Below are 22,126 nucleotides of genomic sequence, written 5' to 3'. Positions count from 1 at the left end.
GAAGGACAGGACTATCTATAATCTGAAATCCATTTTTCATTTGCAATAGTCCTGATATGACCGATCCGCTCTCCGATGTCATCGCACTGCTGCGCCCCAGCACCGTCTTCTCGAAAGGGATCAGCGGCGCGGGGCGCTGGGCGGTGCGTTACTCGTCGTTCGGGCATCCGAGTTTCTGCACCGTGCTCGAAGGATCGTGCCGCCTCGCAGTCGACGGCGCGGAACCGATCACGCTCGAAGCGGGCGATTTCGTTCTGCTGCCCGCGACTCCCGGCTTCACCCAGTCGGGCTTCGAGCCCGTCGAGCCGGCAACCTTCGACCCTCATGCGAGCATCGGCGTGACCGGCGAGGTGCGCCACGGGCGGCAGGACGGGCCGCCCGACGTACGGATGCTCGGCGGCTATTTCATTTTCGCATCGCCCGACGCCGGGATGCTGGTGTCGCAGCTTCCGGGGATCATCCATTTGCGCGGCGCCGAGCGGCTTTCGGCGCTCGTCCAGATGGTGCGCGACGAAACCGGCGAGGATCGGCCGGGACGCGACCTTGTGCTCGCGCGGCTGGTCGAGGTGCTGCTGGTCGAGGCGCTGCGCGCGGTCGGCAGCGACGAAGCGCCGCCGGGATTGTTACGGGGGCTGGCCGACGCGCGGCTGGCGGGCGCGATCCGCCGCATCCACGACGAGCCCGCGCGGCCGTGGACCGTCGCGGCGCTCGCGAAGGAAGCGGCGCTGTCGCGCTCGGCCTTCTTCGACCGTTTCGCGCGCATCGTCGGGGTGCCGCCAATGGAATATGTGCAGGGCTGGCGGATGAGCCTGGCCAAGGACATGCTGCGCCGCCGCGCGGGCAAGCTCGACGTGATTGCCGAACGCGTGGGTTATGGGTCGGCGAGCGCGTTCAGCACGGCGTTCACGCGGCAGGTCGGGATGCCGCCGAAACGTTATGCGATGATGGCGGGTTAGCCGGGTTTGCGCGCGGGCTTCTTCGGCTTGCGCGCCGCTTCCTCGCGCAGCCGGTTCTCGACCTCGGCCAGTTCCTCGAAACGGCAGCGCGGGATCGGGGCGGGTGGGTTCTTCTTTTCGGCCATTGCAACCTCGTCTCCCTCGAACGAGACAGGTGGCTCGTGAGACTTGATCCGGGCCCTACGCGACATTGCGCCGCAAATGGATGCTGGATCAAGTCCGGCATGACGATAAAAGAAAATCCTCCCTGTGCCGTAGGCATGGGGAGGTGGCAGCGCGAAGCGCTGACGGAGGGGCCATTGCGCGACGTACGCCCCCCTCCACCACTCGCCTTGCGAGCGGTCCCCCTCCCAATGGCTTCGCCACAGGGAGGATTTATCAGGCCGCCTCGCCTTCGGCTTCCACCGGCAGGCGGATCATGTAGTCGAACGCCGCCAGCGCCGCCTTCGACCCCTCGCCCATCGCGATGACGATCTGCTTGTAGGGCACGGTCGTGCAGTCGCCCGCGGCGAAGATGCCGGGCTGGCTCGTCTCACCGCGATGGTCGACCTCGATCTCGCCGTGGCGCGAGAGGGTGACGCTGTCTTTCAGCCATTCGGTGTTGGGGACGAGGCCGATCTGGACGAACACGCCTTCGAGTTCGACCTGGTGCAGTTCGTCCTTGTTGCGGTCCTTGTAGCTGAGGCCCGTCACCTTCTCGCCGTCGCCGAGCACTTCGGTAGTAAGCGCCGAGGTGATGATCTTGACGTTCGGCAGGCTGGCGAGCTTGCGCTGGAGTACCGCGTCGGCGCGCAGCTCGCTGTCATACTCGATCAAGGTGACGTGCGCGACGAGGCCGGCGAGGTCGATCGCCGCCTCGACGCCGCTGTTGCCGCCGCCGATCACCGCGACGCGCTTGCCCTTGTAGAGCGGGCCGTCGCAGTGCGGGCAGTAAGCCACGCCCTTGTTGCGATACTGGTCCTCGCCCGGCACGCCGAGCTGGCGCCAGCGCGCGCCGGTCGAGAGGATGACGGTGCGCGCCTTAACCGACGCGCCGCTCGCGAGCCTGACCTCGTGGAGGCCGCCCTCGACCTTCGCCGGGATCAGCTTTTCGGCGCGCTGCAGGTTCATGATGTCGACATCATAGTCTTTGACGTGTTGCTCGAGCTGCGCGACGAGCTTCGGACCTTCGGTGTGCTGGACCGAGATGAAATTCTCGATTCCCATCGTGTCGAGCACCTGCCCGCCAAAGCGTTCGGCGGCGAGCCCGACGCGGATGCCCTTGCGCGCGGCATAAATGGCGGCCGCAGCGCCCGCGGGACCACCGCCGACGACGAGCACGTCGAATGCGTCCTTCGCCGCGATCTTCTCGGCGGCCTTCGCCTCCGCGCCGCTGTCGAGCTTCGCGATTATCTGTTCGAGCTCCATGCGGCCCTGCCCGAAGGTTTCGCCGTTGAGGAAGATCGTCGGCACCGCCATGATCTTGCGCTCCTCGACTTCGGCCTGGAACAGCCCGCCGTCGATCGCGGTGTGGGTGATGCGCGGGTTGACGACGCTCATCAGATTGAGCGCCTGCACGATGTCGGGGCAATTCTGGCACGACAGCGAGAAATAGGTTTCGAAGTGGAAGTCGCCGTCGAGCGCCGCGACCTGCTCGAGCACCTCGGGCGCTACCTTCGGCGGGTGTCCGCCGACCTGGAGTAGCGCGAGGACGAGCGAGGTGAATTCATGCCCCATCGGGATGCCGGCGAAGCGGACCGCGACCTGCGCGTCGCTGGCGCGGCGGATCAGGAAGCTGGGGCGGCGCGCATCGTCGTCGGCGCGGGTCACGCTGACCTTGTCCGACAGCGCGGCAATGTCGTCGAGCAGGGTCGCCAGCTCGGCCGACTTGGCATCGTCGCCGAGCGACGCGATCAGTTCGATCGGTTCACGAAGGTTCGTGAGGAGGCCTTGCAGCTGCTGCTTCAGATTGGCGTCGAGCATGGGGAGAGCTCCTGTTCGAGAAAAAATCCCTGTGCACCCGCGAAGGCGGGTGCCCATCACCGGATGGCGCAAAATGGAACCGGCCGGAGATGGGCCCCTGCGTTCGCAGAGGCCCACCGGGTTCTGTTATTTAGATCTTGCCGACGAGGTCGAGCGAGGGCGCGAGCGTTTCGGCGCCCTCTTCCCACTTCGCAGGGCAGACTTCGCCCGGGTGGCTGACCCAGTACTGCAGCGCCTTGATCTTGCGCAGCAGTTCGGCGGCGTTGCGGCCCACACCTTCGGGGGTGATTTCGAGCAGCTGGATTTCGCCCTCCGGGTCGAGCACGAAGGTGCCGCGGTCGGCCAAGCCGACGCCTTCGCGCAGAACCTCGAAATTCTTCGACAGATTATGGTTCTGGTCGCCGACCATGTAATAGTTGATCTTGCCGATTGCAGGCGAAGTGTCGTGCCAGGCCTTGTGGCTGAAATGCGTGTCGGTCGACACGGCATAGACCTCGACGTCCATCTTCTGGAGCGTCGGATAGATGTCGGCGAGGTCTTCGAGTTCGGTCGGGCAGACGAAGGTGAAGTCGGCAGGGTAGAAGAAGAAGACCGCCCACTTGCCCTTCACGCTCTCGTCGCTGATGTCGACGAACTTGCCGTCCTTGTAAGCGGTGGCTTTGAATGGCTTCAGGGTCGTGTTCAAAACGGACATTAGGGAGAGCTCCTTTGTTGTTGGAGGCTCCCCCTAGCCATGTTTGCTGCAGTGCGAAAAGCGAAAATATCGTGAGCTTTGATCGAAAATATCGATCACGGAGCGATTGTGATGCGGTGGCGGCGACGGCGCCCGTCGATGTCGGAGAAATTCCGACACGGCCCCCTCCACCGTCGCGGCTGCCCCGAATCGGGATAAAAGCGGCGGAATTGCGTTAGACCCTTTGTGACAGCATCGTGATACCTGTCCCCGAATGGACCAGATTCGCGATTCGATCTATTATGAGCAGCTTGCGCGGGTCGCGCGGCTGAAGGCGAACGCATCCGACGATCCCTTCCTCGCGCGCCGCCTGCGCGAGGCCGCGGTCAAGCACGAGCAGAAGGCGCGCAAGCTGAAGCGGGCAGAGCAGGCGAGCGAATAGTCACGCGAAAATGGCGCGCCGCAACCAGCGAAGATGACCCACAGCGTTTCGCTACCGCGCCCTAGATTGCGCCTCGCGCTCGGGCGCCACCATTGGGATGTCGGCTTTGGGGTGGATTCCAGACCGTCCCCTATTTCCGTTCGTGTCGAGCGAAGTCGAGACACCCGGCAGCCTTGCGCCTAGCCCGAGGGGCATCTCGACTTCGCTCGATGCGAACGGATTAGGTTGGGCGTCACGCCCACTTCCGGTCGATAGCCGCCGCGCGCTTCAGCCCAGCGCGGCGGCGAGCCGTTGACGTAGCGCGATCAGGGCTTCGACCGGGATGCCGTCGCCAGCCGCTGTCGGCGCGACGGGAATGGCAACAGTCGGCGAAACCGGTTCGGCGCGCACTGCCCCGCCCGTCTCCGACAGCGCCTTGCGCGCGCCCTCGACGGTAAAGCCCTTCTCGTGCAACAGATGATGGATGCGCTCGGCAAGCGCGACGTCCTCTGCGCGGTAATAGCGCCGCCGTCCCGACCGCTGGAGCGGGCGAAGCTGCGGGAAGCGCGTTTCCCAATAGCGGAGCACATGCGTCGGAACGCCAATGCGGTCCGCGAGTTCGCCGATGGCAAGCATCGCACCCGATGCCTTGCCAGCGGTTTCGGTCTCGAAATCAGCCATAGGCGGCGCCCGGCTTATTTACCGGCAACGCGCGCACGCATCGTCTGGCTGGCGCGGAAGGTCATCACCCGCCGCGGCAGGATCGGCACCTCGATGCCGGTCTTGGGATTGCGGCCGATCCGCTGCGCCTTGTCGCGCAGAACGAAGGTGCCGAAGCCCGAAATCTTCACATTCTGTCCGCCCGCCAGCGCATCCGACATGTGATCGAGAATCGATTCGACGATCGCGGCCGATTCGTTGCGCGACAGACCGATCTGCTGGTTTATCTTCGCCGCGATGTCCGCCCGCGTAAGTGTCCCGGCTGTCATGATGTTCCCTTCCCCTCCTGAAGCAAATGCAAACAAAGGTTCCCGGAAGGCCCCCACCATCACGAGTCCCGGACGCATATGTAACAAAAGCGAATAAATCCGCCAAACTGAAATGGATGGAGCGAAGAGTTGATGCGACGGGTGTGTTCCGAAGCCCGACTCGCCCGTCGGGTGCCGTCAGACGCGCAGGATCGCCGCGCCCCAGGTAAAGCCGCCGCCCATCGCTTCGAGGACGACAAGGTCGCCGCGCTTGATCCGCCCGTCGCGCACCGCGAGGTCGAGCGCGAGCGGAACCGAAGCGGCCGAGGTGTTCGCGTGCTGATCGACGGTCAGCACCACGCGCTCGGCAGGAAGGCCGAGTTTCTTCGCGGTCGCATCGATGATCCGCTTGTTCGCCTGGTGCGGGACGACCCAGTCGATGTCGTGCGCCGAGAGTCCGACATCCTCCAGCACCTCGCCCAGCACAGCGGCGAGGTTGGTGACGGCATGGCGGAATACCTCGCGGCCCTGCATCCGGACGTGGCCGACGGTGCCCGTGGTCGACGGACCGCCGTCGACATAGAGCATGTCGGTATATTTGCCCTCCGCGTGGAGGCGCGTCGCCAATATGCCGCGATCGTCCTCGACGCCCTCGGCCGAGAGCACGACCGCGCCCGCGCCGTCGCCGAATAGCACGCAGGTCGTCCGGTCTTCCCAGTCGAGGATACGGCTGAAGGTTTCGCTGCCGATGACGAGCGCATGTTTCGCGGCGCCGGTCCGCAGCATCGAGTCGGCGACCGATACGGCGTAGAGGAAGCCCGAGCAGACCGCGGCGACGTCGAAAGCGATGCAGTCGGGCGCGCCGAGGATCGCCTGCACCTTCGTGGCGCTCGCCGGGAAGGTGTTGTCGGGGGTCGCGGTTGCAACAATGATGAGGCCGATGTCCGCGGGCTGGAGCCCGGCGGCCGCCAGCGCCTGCTTCGCCGCATCGGCGCCGAGCGTCGCGGTCGTCTCGTCGGGTTCGGCGATATGGCGAAAGCGGATGCCGGTGCGCTCGACGATCCATTCGTCGCTGGTGTCGACGCGCTCTGCAAGTTCGGCGTTCGAAACGCGCGTGCGCGGCAGGGCGGAGCCGGTACCGGCCAGAATGGCGCGGATCGTCATGCGGCGTCGCCGCGGCGGAAATTCGCGAGATCCTCGGTCACCTGACGCGTAATGTCCTTTTCGATCAGCTCGGCGCAAAGATGGACACAGTTCGCGACCCCCTTGGCGTCGGCGCTGCCGTGGCTCTTGAGCACGACGCCATTGAGGCCGAGGAACACGGCGCCATTGTGGTTGTTCGGATCAAGGTGATGACGCAGCAACTCGGTCGCCGGGCGCGAGATCAGGAAGCCGATCTTCGAGCGCGTCGACGAGGTGAAGGCGCGGCGCAGGAGGTCGGTGACGAAGCGCGCCGTCCCCTCGATCGTCTTCAGCGCGATATTGCCCGAGAAACCATCGTGGACGATGACGTCGACGTCGCCGCGCGACAGCTTGTCGCCCTCGATGAAGCCGGTGAACTGCATCGGCAGCCCGTGGGCCTCGCGCAGCAGCGCTGCGGCATCGCGGATCTCGTCGGTGCCCTTGAGCTCCTCGGTACCGATGTTGAGCAGCGCTACGCGCGGGCGTTCGAGCCCCATCGCGGTACGCGCGTAGGCAGCGCCCATGACCGCGAACTGCACAAGATTATTGGCGTCGCATTCGGTGTTCGCGCCCAGGTCGAGCATGACGACGTCGTTGTCGCCAAGCGTCGGGAGCAGCGCCGCGAGCGCAGGGCGGTCGATCCCCGGCATCGTACGCAGCGCGAGCTTGGCCATCGCCATCAGCGCGCCGGTATTACCCGCCGACACCGCGCCACCGGCGTCGCCGCGCTTCACCGCGTCGATCGCGAGCCCCATCGAGGTGCTCTTCGCCTTGCGGATCGCCTGGCTGGGCTTGTCCTCGCCGGTCACGACACCATCGGTGTGGATGATATCCGACGCGGCGCGCAGGTTCGGGTGGTTTTCGAGCGCGGCCTTGATCTGTCCCTCGTCGCCGACGAGGATAAAGCGCAGGCCATCGTGCTTGTGGCGCGCCATAGCGGCGCCGGCGAGCATCATGCGCACGCCGACGTCACCGCCCATCGCATCGATCGCGATTCGCGGTGTGAGGCTCATCCGAACGCTCTCCGGCTAGGTCTTAGGCGCCAGCCACCACTTCGCGGCCATTGTAGTGACCGCAGGCGTTGCAAAGATTGTGCGGGCGCTTCAGCTCGCCGCAGTTCGGGCATTCCTGAAAGGCTTCGACCTTCAGGCTGTCGTGGCTACGACGCATACCGCGCTTCGAGGGCGAGGTTTTTCGCTTGGGAACGGCCATTTTATATCCTGCATTCTGAACTGTTTATACGAATCGGCGAACCCGGACATGTCGCCCCCGTTGCCGGGAATGACTGGCCCGCCCGCCGTGCGAGGGTCGTTTCCGCCTGATAAGAGACAGAAAAACGTCCGCCGGAGGGTGCCTCAACGCCTGTTGGTGTCGGGTGCCGGATCGGGCGCGGCTATAGCGTTTTTGCCCGCAAAGGCAACCCCCGAGGCGATACGGAATCAAGACCCTTTCTTCGTCACCCTCGAACGAGACGCGCGGCTCGGGCGACTTGATCCGGGGTCCGTGCCCTCAGCGCCGCCGTGGATCCCGGATCAAGTCCGGGATGACGAAGCGATACAGGCGCCCCTTGCCCTCCCCCGCCCGCGATGCCACAGCTTCGTCACCGCCGGAATACCGGCCAACGACAAGGGGGAAGCCATCATGATTATCTTGCCGATCAGCCTGACGATCGCCGCGGGGGCGGCCTTGCTCAACCTGTGGCTCAGCGTGCGCGTGGGACGCGTGCGGACCAAGGAAAAGGTCTTTATCGGCGACGGTGGAAGCGAAGCGGTAACAAGGCGGATGCGCGCGCACAGCAATTTCGTCGAAAACACCGCCTTCGTGCTGATCCTGCTCGCACTCGTCGAACTCGGCGCGGGCTCCTCGATGTGGCTGTGGGGCGTCGGCGCGCTCTATCTGGTGGGACGGATTCTCCACGCGCTCGGCATGGACGGGATGATGTGGGGCCGCATGGTCGGGACGATCATAACGATGCTGACGCAGCTCGGCCTCGCGATCACGGCGCTGACGATCGTCTATCTGACGCCGACGAACATCACGACCAAGATGGTCGAGACCGAGGCCGTCGCACCGAAGTAGGCCGGTCAGGCGAGCGCGGCGTCGCTGACATAGGGGTTGGTGCGCCGCTCCTGCGCGAAGCTGCTGTGCGCGCCATGGCCGGGCAGGAAGATGGTGTCGCCGCCGAGCGGCCACAGCTTTTTGGTGATCGAATCGAGCAGTTGCTGATGATTGCCGCGCGGAAAGTCGGTGCGGCCGATCGAGCCCTGGAACAGCACGTCGCCGACGATCGCGAGCTTCGACGGGCGGTGATAGAAGACGACATGGCCCGGCGTGTGGCCGGGGCAATGGATGACGTCGATCTCGAGATTGCCGACGGTCACCTTGTCGCCGTCGACCAGCCAGCGGTCGGGCTCGAACGGCTCGCCCTCCATGCCGAAGCGTTCGCCTGCGGTCGCCAGGCCCTCGATCCAGAAGCGGTCGTCCTCATGCGGCCCCTCGACCGGCACGCCAAGCTCCTTCGCGAACACACCGGCCTGCCCGCAATGGTCCATATGGCCGTGGGTGACGAGAATCTTCTCGATCTCGACCCCCGTCTGGCGGATCGCCTCGCGCAGCTTGGGCAGATCGCCGCCGGGATCGACGAGCGCGCCCTTGTTGGTTTCGGTGCACCAGAGCAGGGTGCAATTCTGCTGGAAGGCGGTAACCGGGACGATGGCGGCCTTGAGCGGAGGATTGGGAGCATTCATGTCCCCGATGTGGGGAAATGCGACGAAGATGGCAAGTCCGCGAGGTTCCGCGCCTATCGCAGCGTCATCGTGTCGCCCTCGACATTCACCTTGCCCAATTTCGCCAAATAGCTCTGGCCGAGCAGCGAGACCCCCATGTCGGCGTCGATCACCGCCGCCTGCACCCCGCGAACCTCGATGCCGTCGACCTCGACGCTGCGCAGCATAGTGATGCGCATCGGCACCTGCCCGCCTGCAGTCTGCGCCATGCCGCCAACCGGCAGCCGGTCGACGTCGATCCCGACCGCCTCGGCGTCGCGGCGGGTCAGCGCAATCATCGACGCGCCGCTATCCACCATCATGCGAACCTGCCGCCCGTCGATCTCGACATCGGCATAGAAATGCGAGTCGGGCGCCCGGGTAAGACGCGCCTCGCCCGATGGCGATGCAGCGACGGAGGCCGACGACCAGCTGCTACGCCCGCGCGCCTGCGTCGTGAAATTGCTCTGGTCGCCTTGGCTGGATGCGGGCGCCGCGACGGGAGGCCCGTCGGCGAAGCCCACCATTCCGACCGCGCCCGCGGTGACGATGACCGCGAAGGTGATGAAGCGCCCCAACATGGGCGCGCTTCTCGCAGATCAAGGTTGGGGATTGGTTAAATCAGCCGCGCTCGACAAATGCACGCCAACTCGGCACGCCGCCGCGGATCGAATAGGCGATGCGCGCACAGGCGTAAGGCCGCCCGGCGCTATTGTCGGCCTCGGCAGCGGTGGCAGGCCAGCTCCTCCCGCCCGCCGCCGACCAGCAGACCAGCGCCTCGGCCTCCGGCCGCGCGGCGATCTCCGCGCGATCGGCGAGCGAATAGCTCGCGGGAACGGTCCAGCCGAAGATGCGGCGCTCGAGCGGATTGCCGGAGGCGAGGAGCGGGGCGAAGGCCGCGCATTTGTCGGCGAGCAGCGTCGCGGTCGCCTGCCGGTCGGCCTCGCCGAGCCAGCGACCGCCGAAGAGCGGCTGCCAGTCGCCCAAACGGAGCGTGGGGAGCAGGTCATCCGCCGCCGCCTCGAAGCGCGCGCGCCACGGCGAATCCGGCGCGAGCGGAGCCAGGGGCGCGGGCTCGGCGGCAGCTTCGGGTTCGATCGGGATCAGCGGGGTGGAGTCGGCGACGGCAGGAGCCGCACAGCCGCTTTCCGCGGCGGCCGGCGTGGCGATGAAGGCGGCGACAAGCGCCGACGGGATCAGCAGGGCGCGCATGGCGGGGAGATTAGCACGCATGCCTGTACCTGTCATGAGCCGGCCGCGGTCAAGGCCTCGCGCATCCAGTAAGGCGCGGCGGCCGGAGCGATCGCCTCGACCCGGCGATGCTCGACCGACCAGCCGAGGTTGGGCCAGGCCACGACCTGCCGCTTTTCGTCGGCTTCGGCAACCGGCACAACGACAAGGCGGCGATTGACCTTTTGCCGCCAGTTCATCCGCGCGGTATTTTCCTGCCCGACATAGCAGCCCTTGGTGAAGCTGACGCCATTCAGCTCGGCGGCATTGCATTCGAGCCAGAGCGTCGTCCCGTCACCGAGTTCGGCGCGCCCTTCGGTGACACCGAGCGACAGGCGATGCGCCTTCCATGCGGCATCGGCGCCCTTGCCCTCGTCGGCGGGCGCCAGCCAACGCTGGCCGAGATCGGAAAGGCGCGGATCGACGACGCCAAGGTCGCCTTCCTTCGCCCAATGCACGGCAAGCCCTTCCTCGCGCCCGATCGTGATCGCGCGGCGCAAGCGATAGAGGGTTAACCGCTTCGCTAGCGCTTCCGCGGCGTCGGCCTCACAGTCGATCAGCACGTCGCCTTCGTCGCCCCAGATCAGGAAATCGAACAGCACTTTCCCCTGCGGGGTCAGCAGCGCCGTCCAGACAGGCAGATTGCCCGAGACATCGTTGGTGACGAGTCCCTGCAGAAAGCCCCGGACATCCTCGCCCGAAAGACGAATGAGGGCGCGGTCGTTGAGGGTGGTATTGGCCATGCCGATAATCTAGGGACGCCCCAGCCAAAGCCAAGCCCCACTTGCTCGTGAGTCTCCCGATGACCGACCGCCTGACGATCCGCCGCCCCGACGACTGGCATGTCCACCTTCGCGACGGCGCGATGCTCGAGCATGTCGCGCGCTATACCGCGCGCCAGTTCGCGCGCGCGATCATCATGCCGAACCTGTCGCCGCCGGTGACGACCGCGAGCGAGGGCGAAGCCTATCGCGACCGCATCCGCGCCGCCGTTCCGGCCGAATATGACTTCACGCCGCTGATCGTCGCCTATCTGACCGACAGCAGCGACGCCGACGAGATGGCGCGCGGCCATGCTGCGGGGGTGTTTACCGCGGCGAAGCTCTACCCCGCGCACGCGACCACGGGCAGCGCGCACGGCGTCACCGACGTCGCGAACATCATGGGCGTCCTCGAACGCATGGCCGAGATCGGCATGCCGCTCCTGATCCACGGCGAAGTCACCGACCATGACGTCGACATCTTCGACCGCGAGGCGGTGTTCATCGACCGCACGCTCGCGCCGCTGGTGACGCGGTTGCCCGGGCTCAAGATCGTCTTCGAGCATATCACCACCTCGGAGGCGGTCGATTTCGTCAAGGGCGCGCCCGCCAACGTCGGCGCAACGATCACGCCGCAGCATCTTCACATCAATCGCAACGCGATGCTCGTCGGCGGCATCCGCCCGCACGCCTATTGCCTGCCCGTCGCGAAGCGCGAACAGCACCGGCTCGCGGTTCGCGCCGCCGCGGTGTCGGGCTCACCCAAATTCTTCCTCGGCACCGACAGCGCGCCGCACGCGGTGCACACCAAGGAAGCAGCCTGCGGCTGCGCCGGCATTTTCAACGCGCCCTACGCACTCGAAAGCTATGTCGCGGTGTTCGACGAGGAAGGGGCGCTCGACAAGTTCGAGGGTTTCGCCAGTGAGCATGGCCCGAACTTCTATGGCTTGCCATTGAATGGCGGCACGATCACGCTCGAACGTGGCGAGAGCAGCGTTCCGGACAAGATCGGCGAAGTCGTGCCCTTCCACGCGGGCGAAACTCTGGGCTGGCGGTTGGTTTGACGATCCTCCCTGTCGCGCAGCGATGGGGAGGTGGCAGCCCGCAGGGCTGACGGAGGGGCTTGAACGCCGCCCCTCCACCACTCGCTCCGCGAGCGGCCCCCCTCCCCACGGCTGCGCCGCAGGGAGGAATTTCCTCAGGCGATTTCGATCATCCGGTCGGCACGCATCTTGCGCCACATGTCGAAACTGAACACCGCGATGCTGACCCAGATCAGCAGGAAACAGGCGAGCTGCACCGGCTTCAGCGGTTCGTCGAAGACGAACAGGCTGAGCAGGAACTGGATCGTCGGCGCCATATACTGGACGAAGCCCAGCGCGGCATAGCTCATCCTCCGCGCTGCGGTCGCAAAGAGCAGCAGCGGCACCGCGGTCACCACCCCGCCCGCCATCAGCAGCAGACTGATCGAATTTTCCGATCCGAAGCCGCGCCCGTCGCCAGCCGCGAGATAATAGCCGGCGACAGCAAGCGAAGGAAGCAACAGCGCCGTGGTCTCCACCGACAGGCCGGGCAGCGATCCCACCGGCGCAACCTTGCGCAGCAGCCCATAGATGCCGAATGTCAGCGCGAGCGTCAGGCTGATCCACAGCGTGTCGAGCGCGCCCGCGAGCAGGATCGCGACCCCGACCCCGGCGATGACAACCGCCAGCATCTGCATCCGCGACAGTCGCTCACCCAGAAAGACCATTCCCAGCATCACATTGACCAGCGGATTGAGATAATAGCCGAGGCTCGCCGCGAGCACATGGTCGGTAAAGATCGCATAGATATAGACGAGCCAGTTGATCGCGATCAGCACCGAACTCGCGAGCAGCAGCCGCAGCACCTTCCAGTCGCGCAGCACCGCCAGATACTCGCCGATCTGCCGCCGGAACGCCATGATCAGGAAACAGAGCGGCAGCGACCAGACGATGCGCTGCGCGAGCACCTCGACCGGCGGGACGCTGCTCAGCAGCTTGAAGAAGAGCGGGACGAAGCCCCAGATGCCATAGGCCGCGAGCGCGTAGGGCAGCCCGCCTTCGTGGCTCCCCGCGGGGGCTGGTGCCTTGTTCATGACGCGCCGCCGCCCTGGATCAGATGAGGCCGCCGCCAAGCATCAGCCGGACGATGCCGATGACGATGACGACGATATTGAGGTTCCGCCCCGCGGTACGGTCCGACATGGCGCCGAGCGCGAGGCCGACGACCGCAAAAGGCACGATCACCCAGTTCGCCCAGCCAAGCAGCGGGATGAAGGCAAAAACGGCCAAAACCAGCGCGATGACGCCGATGACGAGCGAGGCGATATTGAGCATGTGGGCACTGTCGCACGCCTCATGCCACCCTTCAAGCCAGTTTCGGTTCATCGACGGTCAGGCTCGCTTCGTCTTGTTGCCTGCCGTTCATGCAACGCCCGGTGGGCCCTGCTCGTTCTTCCCCTCGAAGCGCCCGGTCCCTGGCGGGAAGGAGGCGTCGAAACCAGGAAAGGAAAAAAGATGCGTATTCTGACCAAGGGCCTGATGGGGGTGTTCGTTGCCGCGAGTGTCGTCGGCACCGCCCCGGCCTATGCCGGTCTGTCGAGCGCGGTCCCGGCGCAGCGCTATAGCAAGGCCGACGAAGGCGCGAATTTCTATCGCAAGAAGGATCGCCGCTATTACGCCTCGCGCGACCAGCGCATCAACGGCGACACGCGCATCTGGCGTGGCAGCGACGGCCGCTATCGCTGCAAGAAGGATAACGGCACGACCGGCCTGCTGATCGGCGGCGCCGTCGGCGGTCTGGCGGGTCACGAGATCGCGGGCAATGGCGACAAGCTGCTCGGCACGGTGCTCGGCGCCGCGGGCGGCGCGCTGCTCGGCCGCGAGATCGACCGCGACAAATATCGCTGCCGCTAAACGAAATCGCTGACCCGTCGCGGGTGTGGGTCCGAGACCCCTCCACCTGCACCCCGTGATGGAGAGGGCGCCGGTTAATCGCCGGCGCCCTCAAGCGCATCCTCTTGCCGTTCCCCTCGTCTTCCCGCAAAAGCGTCTCCGACTGCAGCGGGAGAGACTAGATGCTGAACGGCCCCCTGCTCGTGACCGAGCGGCTGATCCTCCGTCCGCCCGCGCCGGAGGATTTCGACGGCTTCGCCGAAATGTGCACCGAAGAAACCACGATGCGCTTCATCGGCGGCACCTGCCCGCGCTCGACCGCGTGGCGGCAGTGGTGCACGCTGGCGGGCGCGTGGCACATCCGAGGCTTTTCGATGTTTTCGGTGATCGAGCGCGACAGCGGCGAATGGGTCGGGCGCCTCGGCCCATGGGAGCCCGACGGCTGGCCCGCACCCGAGATCGCCTACGGCGTCCGCGCCAAATTCGCCGGCAAGGGCTATGCCTTCGAGGGCGCTGTCGCGGCGTGCGACTTCGCGGTCGAATTCCTCAAATGGCCGGAGCTCATGCACAGCATCGACCCCGCGAATGTCCGGTCGCAGGCGCTGGCAATTCGCCTCGGCGCAACGAACAGCGGACCGACACGCCTCCCCGCGCCGTTCGAACAGGCGCCCGTCGACGCCTGGACGCAGAGCGCCGACGCCTGGCGCGTTAAACGCAAGGAGTTCCAGCCATGAGCGACAAGCATGTCGACCCCGAACGCGCGCAGTTCGATGCCTTCAAGGCGCTGCCGCGCGACACGAAAATCCACATGCTGAACCTCGTCCGCTTCAAGGACGAGGCGACTTACCCTGCGGATCACCCGCTTGCGGGCAAGGGCCTGAGCGGTGCCGAGGCCTATGCCAACTATGGTCGAGACAGCGGCGCGGTGTTCCAGCGCGTTGGCGGCAGCATCGTATGGCGCGGATCGATGGAGGCGATGCTGATCGGCCCCGAGGGCGAGAAATGGGACGCGATGTTCGTCGCCGAATATCCGAACAGCGGCGCCTTCATGGAGATGGTCACCGATCCCGTCTATCGTCAGGCGGTGGTCCACCGGCAGGCCGCGGTCGAAACGTCGCGGCTGATCCGCACCGCGCCGGGACTGCTTCCGTCTCGCTCCGGCACAGTTTTCGGATAACAAAGGGTTACGCATTAACGCATTTTATTTGAGCCTTTTTAACCAGGATCGGGCATTCCCAAGGGGATATTAAGGGAGTGTTAGCTATGATGGTGCGCGGAAAATGGCTGGTCGCCGGCCTGCTGATCGCGACGGCACCGCTCGCGGGGTGCCGTGACAATCCGGATGCCAAGGCCGACCTCAAGCCGCTCGACGACGGGCTGACCGACGCCGACCCGGCGGTGAAGGGTGCGCTCGAAGACAAGATCATGGTCGACCCGAAGCTGACGGGTCAGGCGAACCGCAACGCCGCGGGTCCGGGCAACCGGCCGGTCGATGGCGGCGCGCCGGGTGTCACGGCGGGCAAGGCGGCGACCGCCGCCGAGGCCGCCGCCGCGCTGAAAGCCGGCAAGTTGCTACAGGCGCCCAAGGCGCTGGCGTTCGAGGAAAATTGCGGCGCCGACTGCGACGCCAAGCGTCCGGTTACGATCGGCGCGCTCGCGCGCGACCAGCAAAAGGGCAGCTGCGATGCCAAGCTCACCTATGGCAACCAGTGGGCCGATCGCCTGCCCGCCGCGTTCAAGCTCTATCCGCGCGCGACGCTGCGCGAGGCGGCGGGGGTCGACGGCGGCAAGTGTAACATCCGCGTCGTGAATTTCCAGACCGCGGCCTCGATCCAGGGCGTGCTCGACTATTACCATACGATGGCGATCCGAGCGGGTTATACCAGCGATCACCGCGTGCGCGGCAACGAGCATATGCTCGGCGGTACGAAGGGCGACCTTGCCTATGTCGTGATGCTGCGCCGCGACGGCGGCATGACCGACGTCGACCTCGTCGCGTCGGGCGGCACCTGATTCCCATCCCGGAAACAAAATGAAAAGACCCCGGGGAGAGGGACCCCGGGGTCTTTTTCATCTGCGACGAAGAATGTCAGATCTTGTCGCCGAGCGCGCCTTTGACCTTGCCCTTCAGATTCTGGGCCTCGCCCTTGCGCTCCTGCATTTCGCCTTCGGCGCGCAGGCGTTCGTTGCCGGTCGCCTTGCCGATCGCTTGCTTGGTGTTGCCGACCGCTTCGTTGGCCAAGCCCTTGGTTTTGTCTGTCAGTTCACCCACGGGGGTTCTCCTTGCTCGAAGAGGCGGGAGCAGCCTCTCGCAGGTAGAACCGACGGGCGGGCCGCCATGTTCCGGCGGCGTGGGACAAAGCGTTCTTTACAAAGGATAACCAGTCAGTCGCCGCCTTCTGCGATCGCGTCGAGCGCCGCCGGGTCGCGGATCGTGATGCGGTTATAGTCTATCGCGATCAGCCCCGCTGCCTCGAAACCGCGGAGCAGCTTGTTCACGCTCTGCCGCGTAACGCCGAGCATCGCCCCGAGTTGTTCCTGCGGCAGGCGGAGGCCGAGTTCGATCCCCTGCCCGCCCGCGATCCCGTGGATGCGCGCCAGGTCGACGAGCGTCGCCGCCATCCGCTGATCGAGCGATCCCAGATTATGATCGCCGAGCAGCCGCAGGCTGTCGCCATGCCGCGCGCACATCAGCAGGGCGACGTCGCGCCACAATATCGGCTCGGCATCGAGGATCGCGGCAAGGCCATCGGCGGGCAGGTGCAGCAGCACGCTGTCCTCATAGGCGCGATAGTCATAGCGGATCGGCGGATCGGCAAGCAGCCGGACGATCGCGAGGATTTGCGGCGCCCCGTTGATGCCGAGCACGAATTTCTTGCCCGCTGCCGACCCGCGACTGACCTCGACCTCGCCCGAGGCGATGACGAACGCCTCGCGCCTTTCGGGATCATGGGCGAAGATTTCGGTGCCGCGCGGATAATATTCGGCGCGGGCCATGGCGGCGAGGTCGGCGATCCGTGCATCGGACCAGCGCGCGAAGAGCGGGCAACGGCGAAGCGCAGCTTCGCGTTCGCCCTGCGACCATGGATGCGCCTTCGTCGCCATCGGCCTTCTCCCCCGGCGACCTTAGGCTCGCGCGATAAAATTCCCAGCAGATTGTCGGCAGGATGACAGACTGGACGCAGCGCGGCATCTAACGGGCGGCAGTCCCTGTTCAGGAGTCGCTCCGTGATGAAAAGCCTGCTTGCCCTGTTGACGATGGCCGCCGCCTTCCTGTCCGGTCCCGCTTCGGCGGCGCCCGTCACCGAAGAAGAAGCCTATACCATCGGTATCGAAGCCTACACCTACGCTTATCCGCTGGTGCTGATGGAAACCACGCGGCGCGTTGCAACCAACACCGGCGCGCCCGGCCGGATGCGCGCGCCGGTCAACCGGTTCGGGCATATGAAGACCTACCCCGACGCCAGCTTCAAGGACGTTGTGCGACCGAACGCCGACACGCTTTATTCCTCGATGTGGTTCGATGTTGGCAAGGAGCCGCTGGTGCTCACCTTGCCGAACACGCAGGGCCGCTATCATGTCATTCCGCTGATGGACATGTGGACCGACGTCTTCGCGACGCTCGGCACGCGCACGACGGGCAATGACGGCGGCATCGCTGCGATCGTCGGTCCGAACTGGAAAGGCGCGCTGCCGAAGGACATGCGGATGATACGCAGCCCGACCGAGATGGGCTGGATCATCGGCCGCATCCAGACCAATGGCGCCGCCGATTATGACCATGTCCACACCCTGCAGGCGGGGCTCAAGGCCACGCCGCTGTCGCAATGGGGCAAGCCCGAGGTCGCAGCGGCCACGCCAACAGCTGACGCATCGGTCGACATGAAGACCCCGCCGGTGCAGCAGGTCGCGCAAATGGCGCCGCAGGCCTTCTTCGCCTCCTTCGCCGAGCTCGTGAAGCGCAACCCGCCGCACGCCAGCGACTATTCGATCGTTTTGCGCATGGAACGCCTCGGCATCGTCCAGGGCCAGAGCTTCGATCTGTCGAAGGCCGATCCCGCGGTCCAGCGCGGACTCACCCGCGCCGCCGCCGACGCGTATCAGCGTATTGTCACGCGACGGAAGGCTCTGGGGATCGGCCGTACGGGCTGGGGCGCGATCGGCAGCGCCGTCGGTGTCTATGGCAACGACTATCTGGCACGCGCCTTCATCGGCTTTGCAGGGCTCGGCGCCCTTCCGCCCGAGGAAGCCGTCTATCCGATGGCGGTGCTCGGCGACGACGGCAAGCCGCTGACAGGCGCCTCGAACTACGTGCTGCATTTCGAGAAGGACCAGATCCCGCCCGCCGACGCCTTCTGGTCGCTGACGATGTATGGCGAGGATCAGTTTTTCGTCGCCAACCCGATCAATCGCTTCGCGATCGGTGATCGCGACAAACTCAAGTTCAACCCCGACGGTTCGCTCGACCTCTATATCCAGAACGCCTCGCCCGGCGCCGACCGGGAAGCCAACTGGCTTCCCGCACCAACGGGTCCGTTCACGATGAACCTGCGGCTGTATCTGCCTCAGCGCCGCGCGACCGATGGAAGCTGGACGCCGCCCCCGGTGAAGCGGGTGCCTTAAACCAGCTTGTGCCCCTGCGAAGGCAGGGGCCCATCTCCGGAAGGCGCTATTTTGCACGGACATGAGATGGATCCCCGCCTTCGCGGGGACACACCGCTAGATTTGCGCTATCAGATCAATCCCGCCAGCGGGCTCGACGGATCGGCATATTTGCGCAGCCCCATCCTCCCCGCGAGATACGCATCGCGCCCTGCCTCGACCGCCAGCTTCATCGCGCGCGCCATGCGGACCGGGTCTTTCGCCTCGGCGATCGCGGTGTTCATCAGCACGCCGTCGCAGCCGAGTTCCATCGCCACCGCGGCGTCGCTCGCCGTGCCCACGCCCGCGTCGACGAGCACGGGCACCGACGCGCCCTCGACGATCAGGCGGATCGTGACGCGGTTCTGGATGCCAAGCCCCGACCCGATCGGCGCGCCCAAGGGCATGATCGCGACCGCGCCCGCATCCTCAAGCTGCTTCGCGGCGATCGGATCGTCGACGCAATAGACCATCGGCAGGAAACCCTCTTTCGCGAGCACTGCGGTCGCCTCGAGCGTCTCGCGCATGTTCGGATAGAGCGTCTTCGCCTCGCCGAGCACCTCGAGCTTCACCAGATCCCAGCCGCCGGCCTCGCGCGCCAGCCGCAGCGTGCGGATCGCGTCGTCGGCGTTGAAGCAGCCCGCGGTGTTCGGCAGGTAGGTGATCTTCTTCGGATCGATGAAATCGGTCAGCATCGGCGCGGTCGGGTCCGAGACATTCACGCGGCGCACCGCGACGGTGACGATCTCGGCCCCCGACGCCTCGACCGCCGCAGCATTCTGCTCGAAATCCTTGTACTTGCCGGTGCCGACGATCAGCCGCGATGTGAACGTCCGTCCGGCAACACTCCAACTGTCGGTCAACACCCGCCTCCTACGAAATGAACGATTTCCAGCGCGTCGCCCTCGGCGAGCGCGACGTCGGTCAGCGTCGAGCGCGGCACAATCGCGCGATTGCGCTCGACCGCGACCTTTTTCGCATCAAGCCCCAGCGAAGCGACGAGGTCGGCGATGCTGCCCTCGCGCACCTGCCGGGGTTCGCCGTTGAGAATGACCGATATCACCGGGGAATCCGCCTTGCTTTGCCTTTTGCTTGGCAGCCCATATAGGGGGAGCGCATCGCGTCGCAACCGAAAGACCGTCTCTTGCCCGAACTTCCGACCGTCTATGTCCTCTCCGGCCCCAACCTCAACCTGCTCGGAACGCGCGAGCCGGAGATCTACGGGCACGACACGCTGAACGACATCCACGCGCGGCTGGAGACGCAGGCGGCCGGACTGGGGCTACGGCTCGAATGCCGCCAGACGAACCATGAAGGCGTGCTGATCGACTGGTTGCACGAGGCCTATGTCGCGGGCGCCAAGGCGGTGCTGCTGAACGCCGGCGGCTATACCCACACCTCGATCGCGATTCACGATGCGATCAAGTCGATCAGGGTGCCGGTGATCGAGGTCCATCTGTCGGACCCGATGAAGCGCGAGGAATTCCGCCACATCAGCTATGTCGGGATGGCCGCCGCAGCGCATTTTGCAGGCCATGGCGCGAACAGCTATACGCTCGCGCTGGACGCGGCGGCACGACTCTGACAAGAGGGCGCCAGAAAAACAGGGGTCAGGGCATCGGGACCACGATGCCACAGAACAGGAATTGCATCATGGGTGACCATAAAGAGCACGGCATCAACATCGATCCGGCTTTCGTCCGCGCACTCGCGGAACTGCTCGACGACACGCAGCTGTCGGAAATCGAGGTCGAGGACGGCGACCGCAAGGTGCGCGTCGCGCGCACGCTGACCGCCGCCGCACCCGTCGCTTATGCCCCCGCGCCCGTCGCGGCGCCCGCTGCTGCCGCTCCGGCTGCGCCCGCCGCCGCTGCCGCAGCCGCAGCGCCCGCCGCCGACACTTTCGCCGATGCCGTAAAGTCGCCGATGGTCGGCACCGTCTATCTGGCCCCCGAGCCCGGTGCCGCGAATTTCGCAGCTGTAGGCTCGGCGGTTAAGGCCGGCGACACGATCCTGATCATCGAGGCGATGAAGGTCATGAACCCGATCGTCGCGCCCGCCGCCGGCACGCTGAAGGCCGTGCATGTCGAGAACAGCCAGCCGGTCGAGTTCGACCAGCCGCTGTTCACCATCGGCTGAGCCCCACCCGATGGCTATCGAGAAACTGCTGATCGCCAACCGCGGCGAGATCGCGCTGCGCATCCACCGCGCGTGCCATGAAATGGGCATCAAGACCGTCGCGGTCCATTCGACCGCCGACACCGACGCGATGCACGTTCGCCTTGCCGACCAAGCGGTATGCATCGGCCCCCCGGCGGCGAAGGACAGCTATCTCAATATTCCGGCGATCATCTCGGCCGCGGAGATCACCGGCGCCGACGCGGTCCATCCGGGTTACGGCTTCCTTTCCGAGAACGAGCGGTTCGCGGAGATCATCGAAGCGCATAACATGATCTTCGTCGGCCCGAAGCCCGAGCATATCCGGACGATGGGCGACAAGGTCGAGGCGAAGCGCACCGCGGTTGCGCTCGGCCTTCCTGTCGTTCCGGGTTCGCCGGGGGCGGTGACCTTCAGCGAGGAAACAAAAAAGCTCGCCAAGGAAATCGGCTATCCCGTCCTCATCAAGGCCGCCTCGGGCGGCGGCGGACGCGGCATGAAGGTCGTTCCCGACGAGGACAGCCTGGAAAGCCTGATGGGTCAGGCGTCGAGCGAAGCGGCCGCAGCCTTCGGCGACCCGACCGTCTATATGGAAAAATATCTCGGCAACCCGCGCCACATCGAATTCCAGGTGTTCGGCGACGGTCAGGGCAATGCCATCCACCTCGGCGAACGCGATTGCTCGCTCCAGCGCCGCCACCAGAAGGTGCTGGAGGAAGCTCCCTCGCCGATCATCTCGGCCGAGGAACGCGCGCGCATGGGCGGCATCTGCGCCGACGCGATGGCGAAGATGGGCTATCGCGGCGCCGGGACGATCGAGTTCCTGTGGGAAAATGGTGAGTTCTTCTTCATCGAGATGAACACGCGCATTCAGGTCGAGCATCCGGTGACCGAGATGATCACCGGCTTCGACCTCGTCCGCGAACAGATCCGCATCGCCGGCGGCGCCGGGCTTTCGGTCAAACAGGAAGACCTCGAATTCCGCGGTCATGCGATGGAATGCCGGATCAATGCCGAGGATCCACGCACATTCCTGCCCTCGCCGGGCAAGGTCACCGCTTATCATCCCGCGGGCGGGATGCACGTCCGCGTCGATAGCGGGCTCTACGCCGGCTATTCGATCCCGCCCTATTACGACAGCATGATCGGCAAGCTGATCGTCTATGGCCGCAGCCGCGAAAGCTGCATGATGCGGATGCGCCGCGCGCTCGATGAAATGGTGATCGCCGGGGTCAAGACGAACATCCCGCTGCATCAGGCGCTGCTCGCCGACTCCGACGTGATCCACGGCGATTATACGATCAAGTGGCTCGAGGAATGGCTGGCGAAGCAGGACGAAGGCACGGCCTGAACCCTATAGCTTCGTCATGCCGGACTTGATCCGGTATCCATTCGTGCGGCGCTGCACGGACCCCGGATCCAGTGCGGGGTGAGGATATTTCGGATGCGCCGACCTGTGCCGCCGCTCACTTTCACTAGGGATGGTTTTTGGCTA

Annotated in this window: 30 protein-coding genes; 12 read left to right on the top strand and 18 right to left on the bottom strand. The window is 65.6% G+C overall.

The window, feature by feature from the left end:
- Window positions 1–56 precede the first annotated feature (56 nt).
- Window positions 57–956 (top strand): AraC family transcriptional regulator, encoded by a 900-nt coding sequence (locus tag QOL68_RS02855; RefSeq protein WP_282946758.1) that lies wholly within the window; start codon window positions 57–59, stop codon window positions 954–956.
- Here QOL68_RS02855 and QOL68_RS02850 read toward each other — a convergent pair.
- The 3 genes from QOL68_RS02850 to ahpC form a co-directional block, all read right to left on the bottom strand.
- Window positions 953–1,081: a hypothetical protein gene (locus tag QOL68_RS02850; protein WP_283404271.1), complete on the bottom strand. Its 129-nt coding sequence runs from the start codon at window positions 1,079–1,081 to the stop codon at window positions 953–955. The genes QOL68_RS02855 and QOL68_RS02850 overlap by 4 nt on opposite strands.
- A 253-nt stretch (window positions 1,082–1,334) precedes the next feature.
- Window positions 1,335–2,918 carry an alkyl hydroperoxide reductase subunit F gene (gene ahpF / locus QOL68_RS02845; RefSeq protein WP_282946754.1) on the bottom strand — a complete coding sequence of 528 codons (1,584 nt, stop codon included), beginning with the start codon at window positions 2,916–2,918 and terminating at the stop codon, window positions 1,335–1,337.
- Between the two features lie 130 nt (window positions 2,919–3,048).
- A complete protein-coding gene (ahpC, locus tag QOL68_RS02840) occupies window positions 3,049–3,612 on the bottom strand; it encodes an alkyl hydroperoxide reductase subunit C (protein ID WP_282946751.1) in 564 nt (187 codons plus the stop codon).
- Window positions 3,613–3,865: 253 nt separating this feature from the next.
- On the opposite strand from ahpC, the gene QOL68_RS02835 reads away from it, so the two are divergent.
- Window positions 3,866–4,033 (top strand): hypothetical protein, encoded by a 168-nt coding sequence (locus QOL68_RS02835; RefSeq protein ID WP_204993235.1) that lies wholly within the window; start codon window positions 3,866–3,868, stop codon window positions 4,031–4,033.
- A 267-nt stretch (window positions 4,034–4,300) separates the two neighbouring features.
- Here the strand turns inward: QOL68_RS02835 and QOL68_RS02830 are convergent, their stop codons facing one another.
- The 5 genes from QOL68_RS02830 to rpmF all read right to left on the bottom strand — a co-directional run bounded on the left by QOL68_RS02830 (window position 4,301) and on the right by rpmF (window position 7,374).
- Window positions 4,301–4,693: a MerR family transcriptional regulator gene (locus QOL68_RS02830; RefSeq protein WP_204993236.1), complete on the bottom strand. Its 393-nt coding sequence runs from the start codon at window positions 4,691–4,693 to the stop codon at window positions 4,301–4,303.
- Window positions 4,694–4,707: 14 nt separating this feature from the next.
- On the bottom strand, window positions 4,708–5,001 hold the full coding sequence (locus QOL68_RS02825) for an integration host factor subunit alpha (protein ID WP_058454537.1): 294 nt from the start codon (window positions 4,999–5,001) through the stop codon (window positions 4,708–4,710).
- 177 nt (window positions 5,002–5,178) lie between these two features.
- A complete protein-coding gene (locus QOL68_RS02820) occupies window positions 5,179–6,144 on the bottom strand; it encodes a beta-ketoacyl-ACP synthase III (protein ID WP_282946747.1) in 966 nt (321 codons plus the stop codon).
- Complete coding sequence (plsX, locus tag QOL68_RS02815) at window positions 6,141–7,175, bottom strand: phosphate acyltransferase PlsX (RefSeq protein WP_282946745.1); 1,035 nt, start codon at window positions 7,173–7,175, stop codon at window positions 6,141–6,143. The genes QOL68_RS02820 and plsX overlap by 4 nt, the downstream gene beginning before the upstream one ends.
- A gap of 22 nt (window positions 7,176–7,197) precedes the next feature.
- Window positions 7,198–7,374 (bottom strand): 50S ribosomal protein L32, encoded by a 177-nt coding sequence (gene rpmF / locus QOL68_RS02810; RefSeq protein ID WP_053553947.1) that lies wholly within the window; start codon window positions 7,372–7,374, stop codon window positions 7,198–7,200.
- A gap of 429 nt (window positions 7,375–7,803) precedes the next feature.
- On the opposite strand from rpmF, the gene QOL68_RS02805 reads away from it, so the two are divergent.
- Window positions 7,804–8,241, top strand: a complete 438-nt coding sequence (locus QOL68_RS02805; RefSeq protein WP_282946737.1) for an MAPEG family protein — start codon at window positions 7,804–7,806, stop codon at window positions 8,239–8,241.
- A gap of 5 nt (window positions 8,242–8,246) precedes the next feature.
- On the opposite strand, the gene QOL68_RS02800 is transcribed toward QOL68_RS02805, so the two are convergent.
- From QOL68_RS02800 to ygfZ, 4 genes are read right to left on the bottom strand one after another with little or no spacing between them, the layout of a single operon-like run.
- Complete coding sequence (locus QOL68_RS02800) at window positions 8,247–8,909, bottom strand: MBL fold metallo-hydrolase (protein ID WP_282946734.1); 663 nt, start codon at window positions 8,907–8,909, stop codon at window positions 8,247–8,249.
- Window positions 8,910–8,962: 53 nt separating this feature from the next.
- Entirely contained in the window at window positions 8,963–9,508 is a 546-nt protein-coding gene (locus tag QOL68_RS02795; protein ID WP_282946732.1) for a retropepsin-like aspartic protease family protein, read from the bottom strand.
- A gap of 40 nt (window positions 9,509–9,548) precedes the next feature.
- A complete protein-coding gene (locus QOL68_RS02790; RefSeq protein ID WP_282946730.1) occupies window positions 9,549–10,160 on the bottom strand; it encodes a hypothetical protein in 612 nt (203 codons plus the stop codon).
- 11 nt (window positions 10,161–10,171) lie between these two features.
- Window positions 10,172–10,900, bottom strand: coding sequence for a CAF17-like 4Fe-4S cluster assembly/insertion protein YgfZ (ygfZ, locus tag QOL68_RS02785; protein WP_282946728.1), 729 nt, complete (start codon window positions 10,898–10,900; stop codon window positions 10,172–10,174).
- 59 nt (window positions 10,901–10,959) lie between these two features.
- Between ygfZ and pyrC the strand changes: the two genes are divergently transcribed.
- Window positions 10,960–11,982, top strand: coding sequence for a dihydroorotase (pyrC, locus tag QOL68_RS02780; RefSeq protein WP_282946726.1), 1,023 nt, complete (start codon window positions 10,960–10,962; stop codon window positions 11,980–11,982).
- Between the two features lie 134 nt (window positions 11,983–12,116).
- Here the strand turns inward: pyrC and rarD are convergent, their stop codons facing one another.
- Together rarD and QOL68_RS02770 are read right to left on the bottom strand one after the other, a co-directional pair.
- A complete protein-coding gene (gene rarD, locus QOL68_RS02775) occupies window positions 12,117–13,034 on the bottom strand; it encodes an EamA family transporter RarD (RefSeq protein ID WP_282946724.1) in 918 nt (305 codons plus the stop codon).
- A 19-nt stretch (window positions 13,035–13,053) separates the two neighbouring features.
- Entirely contained in the window at window positions 13,054–13,275 is a 222-nt protein-coding gene (locus tag QOL68_RS02770) for a hypothetical protein (RefSeq protein ID WP_058454698.1), read from the bottom strand.
- Between the two features lie 180 nt (window positions 13,276–13,455).
- Here QOL68_RS02770 and QOL68_RS02765 point away from each other — a divergent pair, with 180 nt between their 5' ends.
- The 4 genes from QOL68_RS02765 (at window position 13,456) to QOL68_RS02750 (ending at window position 15,846) form a co-directional block, all read left to right on the top strand.
- Window positions 13,456–13,854 (top strand): glycine zipper 2TM domain-containing protein, encoded by a 399-nt coding sequence (locus tag QOL68_RS02765; RefSeq protein WP_282946721.1) that lies wholly within the window; start codon window positions 13,456–13,458, stop codon window positions 13,852–13,854.
- A 161-nt stretch (window positions 13,855–14,015) separates the two neighbouring features.
- A complete protein-coding gene (locus QOL68_RS02760; RefSeq protein ID WP_282946719.1) occupies window positions 14,016–14,567 on the top strand; it encodes a GNAT family N-acetyltransferase in 552 nt (183 codons plus the stop codon).
- Entirely contained in the window at window positions 14,564–15,010 is a 447-nt protein-coding gene (locus QOL68_RS02755) for a DUF1330 domain-containing protein (protein WP_282946717.1), read from the top strand. Before QOL68_RS02760 ends, QOL68_RS02755 begins: the two co-directional genes overlap by 4 nt.
- 86 nt (window positions 15,011–15,096) lie before the next feature.
- Complete coding sequence (locus QOL68_RS02750) at window positions 15,097–15,846, top strand: hypothetical protein (RefSeq protein ID WP_282946715.1); 750 nt, start codon at window positions 15,097–15,099, stop codon at window positions 15,844–15,846.
- A 76-nt stretch (window positions 15,847–15,922) separates the two neighbouring features.
- Here QOL68_RS02750 and QOL68_RS02745 read toward each other — a convergent pair whose 3' ends face one another.
- On the bottom strand, window positions 15,923–16,105 hold the full coding sequence (locus tag QOL68_RS02745) for a CsbD family protein (protein ID WP_282946713.1): 183 nt from the start codon (window positions 16,103–16,105) through the stop codon (window positions 15,923–15,925).
- Between the two features lie 113 nt (window positions 16,106–16,218).
- On the bottom strand, window positions 16,219–16,938 hold the full coding sequence (locus QOL68_RS02740; protein ID WP_282946711.1) for a Crp/Fnr family transcriptional regulator: 720 nt from the start codon (window positions 16,936–16,938) through the stop codon (window positions 16,219–16,221).
- Between the two features lie 126 nt (window positions 16,939–17,064).
- Between QOL68_RS02740 and QOL68_RS02735 the strand changes: the two genes are divergently transcribed.
- Window positions 17,065–18,456 (top strand): DUF1254 domain-containing protein, encoded by a 1,392-nt coding sequence (locus tag QOL68_RS02735; RefSeq protein WP_282948247.1) that lies wholly within the window; start codon window positions 17,065–17,067, stop codon window positions 18,454–18,456.
- A 110-nt stretch (window positions 18,457–18,566) separates the two neighbouring features.
- Here the strand turns inward: QOL68_RS02735 and QOL68_RS02730 are convergent, their stop codons facing one another.
- Window positions 18,567–19,337 (bottom strand): bifunctional sulfur carrier protein/thiazole synthase protein, encoded by a 771-nt coding sequence (locus tag QOL68_RS02730; protein ID WP_349252315.1) that lies wholly within the window; start codon window positions 19,335–19,337, stop codon window positions 18,567–18,569.
- Window positions 19,334–19,537, bottom strand: coding sequence for a sulfur carrier protein ThiS (gene thiS, locus QOL68_RS18915; RefSeq protein ID WP_349252314.1), 204 nt, complete (start codon window positions 19,535–19,537; stop codon window positions 19,334–19,336). The genes QOL68_RS02730 and thiS overlap by 4 nt, the downstream gene beginning before the upstream one ends.
- A gap of 81 nt (window positions 19,538–19,618) precedes the next feature.
- On the opposite strand from thiS, the gene QOL68_RS02725 reads away from it, so the two are divergent.
- The 3 genes from QOL68_RS02725 to accC all read left to right on the top strand — a co-directional run bounded on the left by QOL68_RS02725 (window position 19,619) and on the right by accC (window position 21,982).
- Window positions 19,619–20,059: a type II 3-dehydroquinate dehydratase gene (locus QOL68_RS02725; protein ID WP_058454555.1), complete on the top strand. Its 441-nt coding sequence runs from the start codon at window positions 19,619–19,621 to the stop codon at window positions 20,057–20,059.
- Window positions 20,060–20,127: 68 nt separating this feature from the next.
- Complete coding sequence (gene accB, locus QOL68_RS02720) at window positions 20,128–20,613, top strand: acetyl-CoA carboxylase biotin carboxyl carrier protein (protein WP_058454556.1); 486 nt, start codon at window positions 20,128–20,130, stop codon at window positions 20,611–20,613.
- 10 nt (window positions 20,614–20,623) lie between these two features.
- Window positions 20,624–21,982 carry an acetyl-CoA carboxylase biotin carboxylase subunit gene (gene accC / locus QOL68_RS02715; RefSeq protein WP_058454557.1) on the top strand — a complete coding sequence of 453 codons (1,359 nt, stop codon included), beginning with the start codon at window positions 20,624–20,626 and terminating at the stop codon, window positions 21,980–21,982.
- Window positions 21,983–22,126: the final 144 nt, after the last annotated feature.

This window comes from Sphingopyxis sp. Geo25, assembly GCF_949769135.1.
In the GTDB taxonomy this organism is placed as follows: domain Bacteria; phylum Pseudomonadota; class Alphaproteobacteria; order Sphingomonadales; family Sphingomonadaceae; genus Sphingopyxis.
Note: the sequence above shows the minus strand (reverse complement) of the source record. Positions and strands in the feature narration are given on the sequence as shown.